General features: G+C 39.3%; 17 protein-coding genes and 1 pseudogene. All 18 read right to left on the reverse strand.

The genetic code is table 11. The features are described from left to right. Window positions 1–14: 14 nt before the first annotated feature. The 18 genes and pseudogenes from atpD to OR571_RS11755 all read right to left on the reverse strand — a co-directional run bounded on the left by atpD (window position 15) and on the right by OR571_RS11755 (window position 14,852). Complete coding sequence (gene atpD / locus OR571_RS11670) at window positions 15–1,430, reverse strand: F0F1 ATP synthase subunit beta (RefSeq protein WP_282242968.1); 1,416 nt, start codon at window positions 1,428–1,430, stop codon at window positions 15–17. A gap of 35 nt (window positions 1,431–1,465) precedes the next feature. Continuing rightward, the gene (gene atpG, locus OR571_RS11675; protein WP_282242969.1) at window positions 1,466–2,326 is read right to left on the reverse strand and encodes an ATP synthase F1 subunit gamma; all 861 of its coding nucleotides are present in this window, start codon (window positions 2,324–2,326) and stop codon (window positions 1,466–1,468) included. 45 nt (window positions 2,327–2,371) lie between these two features. Then, window positions 2,372–3,880 carry a F0F1 ATP synthase subunit alpha gene (gene atpA / locus OR571_RS11680; protein WP_142537923.1) on the reverse strand — a complete coding sequence of 503 codons (1,509 nt, stop codon included), beginning with the start codon at window positions 3,878–3,880 and terminating at the stop codon, window positions 2,372–2,374. A gap of 27 nt (window positions 3,881–3,907) precedes the next feature. Then, window positions 3,908–4,444 carry a F0F1 ATP synthase subunit delta gene (locus tag OR571_RS11685; protein ID WP_282242970.1) on the reverse strand — a complete coding sequence of 179 codons (537 nt, stop codon included), beginning with the start codon at window positions 4,442–4,444 and terminating at the stop codon, window positions 3,908–3,910. Further along, complete coding sequence (atpF, locus tag OR571_RS11690; protein WP_142537925.1) at window positions 4,441–4,965, reverse strand: F0F1 ATP synthase subunit B; 525 nt, start codon at window positions 4,963–4,965, stop codon at window positions 4,441–4,443. The genes OR571_RS11685 and atpF overlap by 4 nt, the downstream gene beginning before the upstream one ends. Window positions 4,966–5,108: 143 nt before the next feature. Then, on the reverse strand, window positions 5,109–5,333 hold the full coding sequence (gene atpE, locus OR571_RS11695) for a F0F1 ATP synthase subunit C (RefSeq protein WP_053590520.1): 225 nt from the start codon (window positions 5,331–5,333) through the stop codon (window positions 5,109–5,111). A 62-nt stretch (window positions 5,334–5,395) separates the two neighbouring features. Continuing rightward, window positions 5,396–6,106 carry a F0F1 ATP synthase subunit A gene (gene atpB, locus OR571_RS11700; protein ID WP_282242971.1) on the reverse strand — a complete coding sequence of 237 codons (711 nt, stop codon included), beginning with the start codon at window positions 6,104–6,106 and terminating at the stop codon, window positions 5,396–5,398. Window positions 6,107–6,135: 29 nt separating this feature from the next. After that, entirely contained in the window at window positions 6,136–6,507 is a 372-nt protein-coding gene (locus tag OR571_RS11705) for an ATP synthase subunit I (RefSeq protein WP_282242972.1), read from the reverse strand. Window positions 6,508–6,513: 6 nt separating this feature from the next. Next, a complete protein-coding gene (locus OR571_RS11710) occupies window positions 6,514–6,732 on the reverse strand; it encodes an AtpZ/AtpI family protein (RefSeq protein ID WP_282242973.1) in 219 nt (72 codons plus the stop codon). Between the two features lie 292 nt (window positions 6,733–7,024). Beyond that, window positions 7,025–7,653 (reverse strand): annotated as a pseudogene (upp, locus tag OR571_RS11715) (uracil phosphoribosyltransferase). Window positions 7,654–8,136: 483 nt separating this feature from the next. After that, complete coding sequence (gene glyA / locus OR571_RS11720; RefSeq protein WP_282242974.1) at window positions 8,137–9,372, reverse strand: serine hydroxymethyltransferase; 1,236 nt, start codon at window positions 9,370–9,372, stop codon at window positions 8,137–8,139. Between the two features lie 21 nt (window positions 9,373–9,393). Next, window positions 9,394–9,939, reverse strand: coding sequence for a TIGR01440 family protein (locus tag OR571_RS11725; RefSeq protein ID WP_282242975.1), 546 nt, complete (start codon window positions 9,937–9,939; stop codon window positions 9,394–9,396). A gap of 19 nt (window positions 9,940–9,958) precedes the next feature. Next, on the reverse strand, window positions 9,959–10,396 hold the full coding sequence (gene rpiB / locus OR571_RS11730) for a ribose 5-phosphate isomerase B (protein ID WP_282242976.1): 438 nt from the start codon (window positions 10,394–10,396) through the stop codon (window positions 9,959–9,961). Window positions 10,397–10,493: 97 nt separating this feature from the next. Continuing rightward, window positions 10,494–11,801 (reverse strand): methyl-accepting chemotaxis protein, encoded by a 1,308-nt coding sequence (locus OR571_RS11735; protein WP_282242977.1) that lies wholly within the window; start codon window positions 11,799–11,801, stop codon window positions 10,494–10,496. Between the two features lies 1 nt (window position 11,802). Beyond that, entirely contained in the window at window positions 11,803–12,243 is a 441-nt protein-coding gene (locus OR571_RS11740) for a low molecular weight protein arginine phosphatase (RefSeq protein WP_282242978.1), read from the reverse strand. A 58-nt stretch (window positions 12,244–12,301) separates the two neighbouring features. Next, a complete protein-coding gene (locus tag OR571_RS11745) occupies window positions 12,302–12,805 on the reverse strand; it encodes a manganese efflux pump (RefSeq protein ID WP_282242979.1) in 504 nt (167 codons plus the stop codon). Between the two features lie 416 nt (window positions 12,806–13,221). Then, complete coding sequence (locus tag OR571_RS11750) at window positions 13,222–14,250, reverse strand: L-threonylcarbamoyladenylate synthase (RefSeq protein WP_282242980.1); 1,029 nt, start codon at window positions 14,248–14,250, stop codon at window positions 13,222–13,224. A gap of 68 nt (window positions 14,251–14,318) precedes the next feature. Beyond that, on the reverse strand, window positions 14,319–14,852 hold the full coding sequence (locus OR571_RS11755) for a stage II sporulation protein R (protein ID WP_282242981.1): 534 nt from the start codon (window positions 14,850–14,852) through the stop codon (window positions 14,319–14,321). Between the last annotated feature and the right edge of the window lie 19 nt (window positions 14,853–14,871).

Below are 14,871 nucleotides of genomic sequence, written 5' to 3' on the forward strand. Positions count from 1 at the left end.
CCTGGTCCGATTTATTATACTTCTACGCCCATGCTTTTCGCTTTTTCAACTACTTCTTCAATACGTCCAACTAGACGGAAAGCATCTTCTGGAAGGTGATCATATTGTCCTTCAAGAATTTGTTTAAATCCTTGAACTGTTTCTTTAACTGGAACGTATGAACCTTTTTGACCAGTAAATTGTTCCGCAACGTGGAAGTTTTGAGATAGGTAGAACTGAATACGACGCGCACGGTTAACCGTTAATTTGTCATCGTCCCCTAATTCATCCATACCTAAGATTGCAATGATATCTTGTAGCTCTCTGTAGCGTTGTAAAGTATATTGCACTTGGCGTGCTACTTCATAATGCTCTTGTCCTACGATTTCTGGTGAAAGCGCACGAGAAGAAGAAGCTAGAGGATCCACCGCTGGGTAGATACCCATCTCAGATAATTTACGCTCTAGGTTTGTTGTTGCGTCTAAGTGAGCAAATGTTGTTGCTGGAGCTGGATCCGTATAGTCATCGGCTGGTACATAGATCGCTTGGATAGATGTAACCGAACCAGTATTAGTAGACGTGATACGCTCTTGTAATTGACCCATTTCCGTTGCAAGTGTTGGTTGGTAACCAGCAGCAGAAGGCATACGACCTAATAGTGCGGATACTTCCGAACCAGCTTGTGTAAAACGGAAAATGTTGTCGATGAATAATAGTACGTCTGCACCTTGTTCATCACGGAAATATTCAGCCATTGTAAGACCAGTTAAGGCAACACGCATACGTGCACCAGGTGGCTCGTTCATTTGACCGAATACCATTGCTGTTTTCTTAATAACGCCAGAATCGCTCATCTCATGGAATAAGTCGTTTCCTTCACGTGTACGCTCACCAACACCAGCGAATACCGAAATACCACCGTGTTCTTGTGCGATATTGTTAATCAGTTCTTGGATAAGAACTGTTTTCCCTACTCCGGCACCACCGAATAGACCGATTTTACCACCTTTAATATATGGAGCAAGTAGGTCTACTACTTTAATACCTGTTTCAAGAATTTCAACTTCTGTTGAAAGATTTTCAAATGTTGGAGCTGAACGGTGAATTGGATCACGACGATCATTCACTGAAATTTCTTCTCCTAAGTCGATAACTTCACCTAATACGTTGAATACACGTCCTAGTGTTACGTCACCAACAGGAACAGAAATCGCTGCACCAGCATCAATTACTTCCGTACCGCGCTTAAGACCATCAGTTGATGCCATTGCAATAGTACGAACAGCGTCATCTCCTAAGTGTAAAGCTACTTCTAGCGTTAACGTAGTAGGCGCTTCGTTTGGACGTTCAATCGCTACAGTTAAAGCGTTATAAATAGCTGGTAATTGTCCGTTGTCAAACTTAACGTCAACAACTGGACCCATTACTTGTAGTACTTGTCCTTTGTTCACTACTGTTCCCTCCTGTCTTACTTTTCTTTCATAGACTATTCAAGAGCCGCTGCACCGCCGACAATTTCCGTAATTTCTTGCGTAATTGCTGCTTGTCGTGCTCGGTTATAAACTAATGTTAAGTTACCAATTAAGTCAGTTGCGTTGTCTGTTGCAGACTTCATCGCGGACATACGCATAGCATGTTCACTTGCTTTACCATCGAGTAATGCACCAAAAATTAGGCTTTCCGCATATTGTGGAAGTAACACTTCTAGAATCGCTTCAGCTGAAGGATCGAATTCATAAGAAGCAGTTGTGCCTGTTTCTACTGCAAGATCCGTAAGTGGCAGTACCTTTTTCTCTGTAACTTCACTAGAGATGGCACTGACAAAGTGGTTATAGTACATATAAAGTTCATCATATGTACCATCCGTGAACATACCAACAGCTCTGCGCGCTATTTCTTTAATATCAGAAAAAGCAGGTTGGTCTGGTAAACCTATTACATCTCCGATTACATTCGAACCACGTTTCACGAAGAAGTCACGTCCCATACGACCAATTGCAAAGATAACATACTCATCCTTCGAAGAATGTCGCTCCGCTATTGCATTAGATGCTGCACGAATAATATTACTATTATACGCACCAGCTAAGCCACGATCCGCCGTTATAACAAGATATGCAGTCTTTTTCACAGGACGAGAAGTTAGCATTGGATGTGCTCCGTCGCTTGTTCCTGTTGCAATTGCACCTACTACTTCTTGAATTTTCGTCATGTAAGGAACGTATGCTTTCGCATTTTCCTCCGCACGATTCAATTTAGAAGCTGAAACCATTTGCATAGCTTTCGTAATCTGACTTGTTTTCTTTGTTGACGTAATTTTACCTTTAATATCGCGTAATGATGCCACTGGTATTTCACCACCTTATCGTTTTTTTTCACTTAGACTTTAGAATTACTCAGATTTAGCGAAAGTCTTTTTAAATGCATTGATTGCATTTGACATATCTTCATCTGAAGGAAGGTCTTTAGTCGTACGAATATGATCTAAAACGTTTGTGTGGTTTGAATCTAACCAGCTATTAAGTTCTGTTTCGAAACGAGTAACATCTTTTACTGGAATATCATCTAAATGGCCACGAGTTAGAGCGTATAAAATCATAACTTGTTTTTCCACTTTGATCGGGTTATTCAAGTCTTGTTTCAATACTTCTACTGTACGCATACCACGGTTAAGTTTTGCTTGAGTTGCAGCGTCAAGATCTGATCCAAATTGAGAGAATGCTTCTAGTTCACGGTATGCTGCTAAGTCTAGACGTAGTGTACCCGCAACTTTTTTCATTGCCTTAATTTGAGCTGAACCACCTACACGAGATACAGATAAACCAGCATTGATCGCTGGACGTACGCCCGAGAAGAATAGGTCAGATTGTAAGAAGATTTGACCATCTGTAATTGAGATAACGTTTGTTGGAATATAAGCAGAGATATCCCCAGCTTGCGTTTCAACGAACGGTAATGCAGTGATTGAACCTGCACCAAGTGTTTCATTTAACTTCGCAGCGCGCTCTAGTAAACGGCTGTGTAAGTAGAATACATCCCCTGGATATGCTTCACGACCTGGAGGACGACGAAGAAGTAATGAAAGTTCACGGTAAGCAGCAGCTTGTTTAGATAAATCATCATAAACGATTAACACGTGCTTGCCTTCGAACATAAATTCTTCTGCCATAGTTACACCAGCATAAGGAGCTAAGTATAATAATGGTGCTGGTTGTGATGCTGATGCAGTAACAACGATTGTATAGTCTAAAGCACCTTTTTTACGAAGTGTTTCAACTACATTACGTACAGTCGATTCTTTTTGACCGATTGCAACGTAAACACAGATCATGTTTTGGTCTGCTTGGTTAAGGATTGTATCGATTGCTACAGTTGTTTTACCTGTTTGACGGTCACCGATGATTAACTCACGTTGACCACGACCGATAGGAACAAGTGCGTCAATCGCTTTAATACCTGTTTGAAGTGGTTCATGAACAGATTTACGTGCCATAACCCCTTGTGCAGGACTTTCGATTGGACGAGTTTTTGTAGTTGCGATTGGACCTAGTCCATCAACTGGTTGGCCAAGTGGGTTTACAACGCGACCAATCAATTCTTTCCCTACAGGAACTTCCATAATACGGCCAGTTCGACGTACTTCATCGCCTTCTTTGATGTCAGTGTATGGTCCAAGGATAACGATACCAACGTTGTTCGCTTCCAAGTTTTGTGCCATACCTAATACACCAGTTGAGAATTCTAAAAGTTCTCCAGCCATGACGTTGTCAAGGCCATGAGCAAGGGCAATACCGTCACCAATTTTGATAACTGTACCAACATCGCTAACTTTCATCTCAGATTCATAATTCTCAATCTGCTGTTTAATCAAGACACTGATTTCTTCAGCTTTGATGCTCATGTATGTCACCTCTCAAAATTCATAATATTAACCGATCAAATTACGTTTTAAACGATCTAGCTTCGTGCTTAGACTGCTGTCGTAAATGCGGTTTCCGATTTGAACACGCATTCCACCAATAATGGATGGATCTACAATGTTTTGAATACGTAAAGATTGTTTTCCGACATTTTTCGCAAATACAGCTGAAACGTTTGCACGTTCTTGTTCTGATAACTCGCGAGTCGTATATACTTTCGCGTCTGCAATACCTTGTGCATCGTTCGAAAGTGCCATAAATTCAGTAATGATATCTGATACTTCACCTAATCTTTTCTTATCAATCAATACTAATAGCGTATTAATGACAATCGGATTAGCATCTTTGAAAATCTCACGAATTAACGATTTTTTCTTATCTAGTGATAGCTTCGGTGAAGTGAATAATGTCTTCACTTCTTTGTTGCCATTCCAAACAAGCTTAAGTTCACGTAAATCATTTTCAACAGATGGAATTTCGTTTTTTTGTTGTGCTAGCTCGAATAATGCGATTGCATATCGTTTTGCTGCAGTTGAATTACTCAATTAGCTTCCCCTGCCTTCGCAATCGTTGCCTCGATTAGCGCACGATTATCTTCTTCCGAAACTTCTTTTTCAAGAACCTTCGACGCTGCAAGTACAGAAAGTGAAACTACTTCTTGTCGTACTGCTGCAATCGCTCTTTCTTTTTCTGTCTCGATTTCACGAACAGCTGATTCTTTCAAACGCGCAGCTTCGGTACGAGCAGTCGTGATAATATCTTCACGAGATGCTTCTCCTTGCTTCTTCGCATTTTCAACAATCGCTAATGCTTCTGTACGCGCTTCTTTTAGTAAGTCACGTTGTTCTTCAAGTAAACGCTGTGATTCTTGGCGACTATTTTCAGCTGCTTCGATTTCACTTGCGATTAACTCTTCACGTTGAGTCATAATTCCCATAAGTGGACCCCATGCTACTTTCTTCAAAAGAGCCATTAGTAATAAGAAGAAGAATAGTGTAGCGATGATATCCCAAATGTTTAATCCGTCATGGCCACTAGCACCAAGGACTAGGTAATCAAAAGACACGATTGTTTCACTCCTTTCAAACGCTATTAAGAGATCTTGCTTTTAAAATCTTGCTTTTATCATGTAAATATTTTATTATTGTTTTCTAATTCATAAAGAGAATGGCGGATTAGTTTCCGCCATTATAGACTTGTCTATGTTTATTATTTGTTTAATACGATGAACGCGATAACTGCTGCGATGATTGGAATCGCCTCAACTAATGCTACCCCGATGAACATAACTGTTTGTAGAGCTCCACGAGCTTCTGGTTGACGAGCGATACCTTCTACTGTTTTTGAAACGATTAGACCGTTACCAATACCTGCACCAAGTGCACCTAAACCGATTGCTATAGCTGCTGCTAAAAGACCAACTGAACCTACCATTGTTTAATTTCCTCCTTGGAATGTTGTTTTGTTTTATTTTGCTTAAAAATCAAGCAATTATATTAATGGTCCGCCGACACTTTGTGCGACATATACACCATTGTTAACATAACGAAAATGAACGCTTGGATTCCGCCTATAAATAGAGAGAAACCTTGCCATGCCATTGCTGGAAGAATTGCTCCAACAAAGCCAAAAATACTAGATGTTGCTAAACCTGCAAGTAGTCCTAATAGAACTTCCCCTGCATAGATGTTACCGTAAAGACGAAGACCGAGTGTCAACGTGTTTGCAAATTCTTCAATAATCTTTAAAGGTAATAGGAATGGTAGTGGCTTTAAGAAGTCTTTCCCATATTCCGACAAGCCCTTCATTTTTATACCATAATAGTGCGTTAATAGAAGAATCATTACTGCTAGTGTCATTGTTACTGTTGGATCTGCGGTTGGAGATTTCCACCAAAGTACTCCGTCATATGAGATAGAAAACGGAAGTCCTAGTACGTTCGCTACTGCGATAAACATGATTAATGTAATACCAAGAATATGGAATCGTCCACCTGTTTGCCAATCGAAGTTACTTTTAATGATGCCCTTCACGAAGTCCATAATCCACTCCATGAAGTTTTGCATACCAGTTGGTTTAAGTTTCAAGTTTCTTGTCGCTATGTATGCGATCAAAAATACGATGAGTGTAGTAACAGCAAGCATTAAAATATTGGACCAGTTACCGTACATCCCTAGAAACTTAAATGTGGGATTTGCATGTTCCACGATTTGTTCACCTCTCTTTCACATACTCATTACTGATTTTTTGAATGAAACATAACTCGTTCTACTAAAAGCAGAACATAGGGAATCATTAAACCAATTACCGTGCTAATAAGATGAATGTATTGTGGAAGGGCAAGTGCAATTGCAACAGCTGCAATACCAGATCCAAAGCGGAATACTGTTCCTAAACCTGCTCGTCCTTTTTCACCAGATAACACTCGATCAAATTTCTCCATTCTACGAGTTAGAATCCAGAAATTATACAAACCAAACAACGAACCTAGTGCTAAGCCTGCAAAAATTGTCGAATATGGGGTGAATCCCCAACCTACCGCACATACTGCGAGCAAAAAAAATATGTATTTCTTCTGCTTCGTAAAAATACGTTGCATTTCTAGCATTGTTCATTAGTCTCCTGAATTATATTTTCGAATGGTAGTAATAAGCGCTAACACACCAGACATAAGACCTAGTAGTAAGCAAATTATTAAAAAAATTGGAGTGGTTCCATATGTTTTGTCTATCCACATTCCTGTGAATATTCCTATTAATATAGAACCTACAAGTTGTGAGAGAATCGCTGAATATAATGCTATCCCTTGTAACGGACGTCTTGTGTGACGCATAAATAGAATCCTCATGTTTTCCTGCATTAAGTAAAAACTGTGAATCTAGTAGAAAGTAGATGTGACAAGGTGTTTCGCGCATGAAACCCCTATCATTGATATCCTTTGTAAGCATACAATAGGGGCAATTTGATGTCAATTGGTAAGAGTGAAAAACTTCACAAATACTTCTTATTTGACATCGGTTTGACAAATTTAAAAGAAATGTGGAAACTACTTACTTGTCAGCGGACCATTTTTATGGTCAAGCTACTTTCATTACTAGTTTTTCACTTAAATAGGGTTGAGTTTTTTATTTTGTTCCGAACAGACGGTCTCCAGCATCACCTAAACCTGGTACGATGTAACCATGGTCATTTAATTTTTCATCAAGTGCAGCTATGTAATATCTACATCTGGATGGGCTTTTTGTAATGCTTCTACACCTTCTGGAGCTGCGATTAAACACATAAACTTAATGCTCGTTGCACCACGGGTTTTAAGAGAATTAACTGCCTCAATTGCAGAACCACCTGTTGCAAGCATCGGATCCACTAAAATGAAATCACGTTCTGCCACATCTGCTGGAAGCTTCACATAATATTCCACTGGTTGTAATGTTTCTGGGTCTCTGTAAAGGCCGACATGTCCAACTTTTGCCGCTGGGATTAATTTCAAAATCCCGTCAACCATTCCAATTCCTGCACGTAAAATAGGCACGATTCCTATTTTCTTTCCAGCTAATACTTTTGATTTTGTTGTTTGTACTGGAGTTCTTACTTCTGTTTCCTCTAACGGCAAATCACGTGTGATTTCGAAAGCCATTAGTGTAGCAACTTCATCAACAAGTTCGCGGAATTCTTTCGTTCCCGTTTCGATATTGCGGATATATGTTAGTTTGTGTTGAATAAGGGGGTGATCAAATACAAATACTTTTGGCATATTTTTGTCTCCTTCGCGGTTTTATTTAAAATTCTATTAATTATAACAAAAAACGCAGGGAACATACTACTAATAGCATATCTTAATATTGCGTCTATTCACACTGGCGTCATTAGTTTGTAAAAAAGTATTTCTTGACCGTGGATCCAAAATATAGCTCGATTAAACGCCCTCTATGATTTCTCCTCTAGCGCCGGAAAATTACTGGCTAAATTAGTATCTTTGCCTCTGAAAATCTTACTATTTATGTAGCTTCTCCAAAATGGTCATATTCCATCCAAAATACGGCTAGAGATTTGGAGTTGCAGGATGCCGGATATGGATCTGCTTGTCCGGTTTGTCGTGTTCACAGTGAAGTTTGTCTCGTTAAACCATTTATTGGCAAAAATTGAGCAGAATCCATGTCTCCTGAAAGCGCATGTACCATAAAAAAAGTAAGCTACCTTTCTATGAAAAAAGGTAGCTTACTTTCAATTTATTGTATTAATTGTACAATGGATATTTATTTGTTAGAGCTGCAACGCGGTCTTTTGCTTCTTGGATTACTTCTGCGTCTTCGTGGTTGTTCAATAGTTTTGCAATGATTGCTGCAATTTCCTTCATTTCCTCTTCTTTGAATCCACGAGAAGTTACCGCTGGTGTTCCTAGACGAACGCCAGAAGTGATGAATGGACTTTGTGTTTCATAAGGAATTGTATTTTTGTTAACCGTAATTCCAACTTCGTCCAGAACGTGTTCAGCTACTTTACCTGTAAGATCAAGTGCAGAAACGTCTACCAGCATTACGTGATTGTCTGTACCACCAGATACGATACGAAGACCTTCTGCTACTAAACTATCTGCTAGTGTTTTAGCGTTTGCGATCACTTGTGCTTGGTATTCTTTGAATGCAGGTTGTTGTGCTTCTCCAAATGCAACTGCTTTTGCTGCGATCACATGCATTAGTGGACCACCTTGAATTCCAGGGAAAATTGTTTTATCAATTTTCTTGGCGAATTCTTCAGTTGTTAAGATTAATCCTCCGCGTGGTCCACGTAATGTTTTATGTGTTGTTGATGTTACAAAATGCGCATGTGGAACTGGGTTTGGATGAAGACCTGCAGCAACTAGCCCTGCAATATGAGCCATATCTACAAATAGGTATGCGCCGATTTCATCTGCTATTTCACGGAATTTAGCGAAGTCAATTGTACGTGAGTATGCGCTAGCTCCAGCGACGATCATTTTTGGTTTGTGCTCTAATGCAATTGCTCGAACTTCCTCGTAATCGATTAGTTCTGTCTCTTTACTTACACCGTACTCGATGAAGTTATATTGAATTCCACTAAAGTTTACAGGGGAACCGTGTGTTAAATGCCCACCATGTGATAAATTCATTCCTAAAATTGTGTCACCTGGTTGCAAAGCTGTCATATAAACCGCCATATTCGCTTGTGAACCTGAATGGGGTTGTACATTTGCATGCTCTGCTCCGAAAATTTCTTTCAAACGATCACGAGCAATATTTTCTACTACGTCCACATGTTCACAGCCACCATAGTAGCGTTTACCTGGGTAGCCTTCTGCATATTTATTAGTTAAAACTGAACCCTGTGCTTCCATCACTGCTTCGGATACAAAGTTTTCAGATGCGATTAACTCGATATTGGATTGTTGACGTTTTTTCTCCGCAAGCATCGCTTCGTATACCGCTGGATCTTGTGCTAAAATTTTCTGCATTTCTCATTTCCTCCTCTAATATCAACCGTAAAATGCACGTTCTCCACCAATTAGTTTCGGACGTGTGTTTGCAATCGTCACGATTGCTCCCCCAATTTGTTTTGTGGACACGCGAATTGGAACAGCTACAGGTTGCAGTTGCATACCAATAAGGGTTTGTCCTATATCAATGCCGGCACGTGCTTGGACTTGCTCGACTACGACTGGGTCTTGGAATTGTGTGTACGCATAAGCAGACATGGAGCCGCCTGCACGAACAACTGGAATAACAGAAACTTCCGGTAATCTATAAAGCTTTTGCGTTTTTCTTTCTATTGTTATAGCGCGATTGATATGCTCACAGCCTTGAAAAGCTAAATGCACACTGTTACGCTTCGCAAATGCTTGCAATGGTCCATATAAGATTTCCGCTACTTCTAAACCACCGGCAGTTCCTATTTTTTGCCCTATAATTTCTGAGGTTGAACAGCCGACAACAAAAAGATCATCTTCGTGAAAGTCAATTTGCTGCTCTACTTCCAGCAGAAGCTGTTCTATTTGCTCTTTCCACAAATCTTTTGCTTCCATCTGAAAATCCCCTTCTTCCTCAGTTTTCTAAAGCGGTTATTTTTTCTACACGGCGCGTGTGGCGTCCGCCTTCAAAATCTTGTGCAAGCCAAGTTGCAACGATTTCTCTTGCAAGTCCTGGACCAATTACTCGTTCTCCCATTGCAAGTACGTTTGAGTCATTATGGCATCTTGTTGCCTTTGCCGAAAATACATCATGCACTAACGCACATCTAATACCTTTTACTTTGTTTGCCGCAATCGACATACCAATGCCTGTACCGCAAATTAAAATACCACGATCAAACTCCCCACTTACTACACCTTCTGTTACCGGTATTGCATAGTCAGGATAGTCAACAGAATCGTCACTCATTGGACCAAAATCTTCATAAGAAAGTCCGAGTTCTTCTAGTTGTTGTATAATTTCCTTGCGAAGATTATTTCCACCATGATCAGAAGAAATTGCAATTTTCAATGTGTTCCCTCTTTTCTGTTTTAGTACTCCACTTCATCATACCATTTATCTGCAAAAAAAAATACAATTCACGTAAAGTGAATTGTATTTAAAGCATCTATTTTGACGAATTTCTGTCAAATTGCGAAATTACCTTGAATAATTCTTCCGATTGTTGCTTTAATCCGAACGATAAACGGTCAATTTGTTCGATTGATCGTGCTTGTTCATCTGTAGCACTTCTTACTTCTTCTGCTCCTGCAGACGTTTCTTCAGCAATAGCAGCTACCTCTTGAGATTGACGGGCAGTATTTTCGATATTCGTTAATTGTTTTTCTACTAATGAAGAAATTTCTGAAACGGATTCCGCCATATGATGGATTTTATCCGACATTCCTTCTACTGCTTCATTCGTTTCAGAAACACGTTTCGCTTCTCCCACTGCAAAGTTTACTTGATTGGTCATTTGATGAACAACCGTTTGGACATCAGTTTGAATGGCGTTGATTAATGAAGAAATCCCTTGAACAGCTTTGCCGCTCTCATCTGCTAGTTTACGAACTTCCTCTGCCACTACAGCAAAACCTTTTCCATGTTCTCCAGCACGCGCAGCTTCGATCGATGCATTTAATGCAAGTAAATTCGTTTGAGCTGCTATATCACCTACTAGTTGAATAATATTTTCCACTTTTCCGGCGTTTACTTCGAGCTGCTTCACATTGACTAAAGCTGCTTCGCTACCAGTAGCAACTTGTTGGATTCCATTCACAAGCGATTGAATGACTTCGGTTGTTTGAGCCAAGCCTTGAATCATTTCCTTAGACTGTACGTTTGACTTTTCTGCCCGCATATTGACTTTAGAGGCCAGCACTCGAACGTCTTCCACCGACTCCACCGTCTCTTGTACAGCGACAGCCGAATGCTCCGCCCCTTCGGAAATTTGTGCAATCGTTTGCGCAATCGCTTCTGCCTGATCAGCGGCTACAGAAGATTGCTGTGATAATTGTTGCACCGAATTATTCGTTTTCTCAAAATTATCTTCAATGCTCTGAACCATATCTCTTAAATTGACAAGCATTGATTGAAAAGCGATAGAAACAGATTGGATTTCATCTTTCGATTTTGGTACTTCCACGTCTACACCGATTTTACCTTCTGACGCAAGTGTTGCTATCTTTTCCAAATGAAATAAAGGTTTAATTATTAATCCACTGAAAAAATAAGCAAGTATACCAGACCAAATTATTCCTAATGCATACATAGCAATCTCAAATGCAAGCGAATTTGTCGCATTTTCAAAAAGTAACGGCTGTACAAAATTGATGAATAATGCACTCGTTGTGTATGTAACCAACGCTAGAACTGTAACAAATAAAACAATTTTCTTTTGAATTCCAAATGAGTAACGCTTTTTTTCGGTTGTCATCCTAATCCCCCTGGAGTTTTTTCACTAGTCCGTCTGTAAGTGTGTTTAGTTCTTGGAATGTGTACTCATATGTACGTAAATCGCCTCCATAAGGATCGGACACATCTTGTGCATTTTCAGGTGTCACAAACTCCTTGTACATATACACTTTGGAAATAGCCTGTGGAAATGAATAAATAATCGCTTGCTTATGTGATGCAGTCATTGTTAGAACGAGATCCGCCCAATCCATTAATGCTTCGTTCATCGCAGCGGACTCATGGGTAAAAGGTATACTCTCTTTCTCCAAGACCTTTTGCCCATTAAGAGACATTTCTCCCCCATCCACCGCATAAATACCTGCGGAACGGACCTGGATGTTCTCTATATCTCTAGCCTTTAAGATTGCTTCTGCCATTGGACTTCGACATGTATTACCTGTACAAACAAACAAAATATTCATCGTAACATTTCCCCATCTCTAGTATATAATAATTAGCCTCAAATATTGTTGTAAATTGTTAAATATTTCGTAAAATTATAACCCCTAATATTAAAATCCCGACTCCCGCCAACTTCATTATAAGTCCTCTATTCAGAAAAGCATGCTTGAAAATTACTTTTTGGGCAATAAATACAGCCAAATAAGAAAATATGCCCGAACTTAAAATGAATAGAAACTTTTCTACTTCAAGCATACCAAATGAAATACTTACTGAAAAGGTATCAATGCTTGCAACAACCGCCAGTAAATAAGGTGATAGAAGCGGCACTTGTTTAGGAGACCTTGCTAAAATCATCTGTAAACCAACAAGTATTAGCAAAAATGAAGATAAGTACGGACTTGCAAATTTCAAATAATTTTGCACGATTGCTCCCGCATAGTAACCAATTAACGGAAAAAGCATATGTAAAGATGCGACCCACGCTGCCAGTGTAAATATTTGCTTCCGATATAGTACGAGTGAAAACAAAATAAGAACATCTACTGACATTAATCCACCCGCGACAATTTCACGCCACAAAAAAATCTCCCCCGTCCTTTTGCATAATTAAATGTATGCAAAAGAATGGAAGAGAATACACCTAGATCATAAAGCAAAGGTCGTACTATATATTTTAAATCTGTTTCTATTGGTTTCGAAGGACTTTGGACAGACATGTTGATATCATTACCGAATGATTTTTCTTTGGCTGCTTTTCTCTCGATAGGAAAGTGATTTTTCTTTCGTTCCCAAATGGTTTGACACTTTGATTACTTGTGCTTTTAGAGAGCGACGGAGGAACTACTACCACACGATTATAGAAAAAATGTGAAAGAGATGCTACTTTATCGCATCTCTTTCACATCAAGGATTCTCGATAATCGTGTAGAACTCGTTCAGTTCAAAGCTCTCCAAAAACACCTATACATAAAGTATCCTGAATGGCATTAAAATAGTTAACTCTCAAACCAATTCCCATTAGCTGCTTTTTCCAGTCTATTCATAATAGCTGTTCCTACACCCTGTTTCGCAAATATTGGGACTAATATAATATGTGCGTCTGTTTCATCACAATTTCTTAGCGCTTCGTATAGCAAGTGAGCAGCATCTTCTAGTTGGTGTTCTTGTCCTAATGAAAAATAATAGTCTGCTTTTGTTAGAGTGAACTGTTCGGTTGCAATTAACGCTACTTTTTTTTCATCCTTATGTATTTGTTCAATCGCCTGTTGTACTGTTGAAATGGATGCTTCTATTAAATAGACAGGAGCATCAGGCGAATAATGCGCATACTTCATCCCTGGTGCACGAGGTGCTTCTCCTTCGTCTGTAAGTTTAGACTCATTTACCGGACCTATTACTTTTTCTAACATTTCTTTCGTTACCCCACCTGGGCGTAAAATCGTTGGTACTTCCGTAGTAAAATCTAATACCGTTGACTCTAATCCAATTCCAGTTGCTCCGCCATCTAATATAAGTGGAATTTTCCCGTTAAGGTCATGATATACATGTGCAGCTTTTGTTGGGCTAGGTTTTCCACTTTTGTTTGCACTTGGAGCAGCGACTGGTTGTTTTAAACGTCTAAGTAATTCTAGCGCTACAGGATGATCCGGCATGCGAACACCAACTGTATTTAATCCAGCTGTCACATTTTTAGCAAGCGAATCAGTTTTAATAGGTAATACTAGCGTAAGTGGTCCTGGCCAAAATGCATCCATACATATTTTGGCTAGACTCGGAACATTTTGTGTAAATGTGGATAGCTCTTCTTTTGAACCAATATGAACAATAAGTGGATTATCCTGCGGTCTGCCCTTTGCTTCGAAAATTTTAGACACAGCATTTTCACTCGTGGCAATAGCACCTAAACCATAAACAGTTTCAGTTGGAAACGCAACTGTTTCTCCCGCACTTAACAAATCCACAGCTTGTGTATAACTAAGATCTCTTGTTAAAAAGTTATCCACACTCATTATTTCAGTTTTCATGTCGTATTTTCTCCTTTCTCTCTACTTTGTCCACAATTTGTTGATAACTTTCTGAAATTTGTGGGTAATTATGTGGAAAACTTCTTTTTTAACCATTCCCACACCCAAAACTTCGGCTTCTCTTCTTTTTCTACTTCTTCTTTATAACAAACCTTAGGAAATAGCGAGCACCACCAGTTATCTCCACGTGCATTTCCAATAGATATTACGATTGATTCGACATTCGTTTGGGAAGTAATTCCTTCATTCCAAACTTTAGGTGGAAATAGAGCCATACCTGTGGATAGATGAATCTCTTCATTTAATTTTTCTGACAACTTATCCACAACTTGTTCTAATTCGTTATATGCTTGTTGCTGATCTAGATTATATTTCAGTAAAATCGGTTCAATTGTTTTTTTGACTTCTTCTTTTATTTGTTGGTCTTGGACGGTATTGCTATTGGCAATTAAACGAAAGCGTAACCCTTCTGCTTCTTCTCCTTGTTGGAAAAGAAAAAATAAACAAAACTGAATAAGTAGCAACATCCATATAAAGAAAATAACTGCATCTATTTGCCCGCCAATTCGCGGTGCTTTTTTTATCTCGTAATCTGGTAACATGTAACATTCCTCCCTTAGG

This window comes from Psychrobacillus sp. NEAU-3TGS (genome assembly GCF_029955155.1).
GTDB lineage: Bacteria > Bacillota > Bacilli > Bacillales_A > Planococcaceae > Psychrobacillus.

Coding starts and splice junctions, on each gene's coding strand:
- OR571_RS11725 (WP_282242975.1), bottom strand. CDS start 9,939: ATGGAAGCAAAAGATTTGTGGAAAGAGCAAATAGAACAGCTTCTGCTG.
- OR571_RS11740 (WP_282242978.1), bottom strand. CDS start 12,243: ATGAATATTTTGTTTGTTTGTACAGGTAATACATGTCGAAGTCCAATG.
- glyA (WP_282242974.1), bottom strand. CDS start 9,372: ATGCAGAAAATTTTAGCACAAGATCCAGCGGTATACGAAGCGATGCTT.
- OR571_RS11750 (WP_282242980.1), bottom strand. CDS start 14,250: ATGAAAACTGAAATAATGAGTGTGGATAACTTTTTAACAAGAGATCTT.
- OR571_RS11705 (WP_282242972.1), bottom strand. CDS start 6,507: ATGCTAGAAATGCAACGTATTTTTACGAAGCAGAAGAAATACATATTT.
- OR571_RS11710 (WP_282242973.1), bottom strand. CDS start 6,732: ATGCGTCACACAAGACGTCCGTTACAAGGGATAGCATTATATTCAGCG.
- atpE (WP_053590520.1), bottom strand. CDS start 5,333: ATGGTAGGTTCAGTTGGTCTTTTAGCAGCAGCTATAGCAATCGGTTTA.
- atpA (WP_142537923.1), bottom strand. CDS start 3,880: ATGAGCATCAAAGCTGAAGAAATCAGTGTCTTGATTAAACAGCAGATT.
- OR571_RS11755 (WP_282242981.1), bottom strand. CDS start 14,852: ATGTTACCAGATTACGAGATAAAAAAAGCACCGCGAATTGGCGGGCAA.
- OR571_RS11735 (WP_282242977.1), bottom strand. CDS start 11,801: ATGACAACCGAAAAAAAGCGTTACTCATTTGGAATTCAAAAGAAAATT.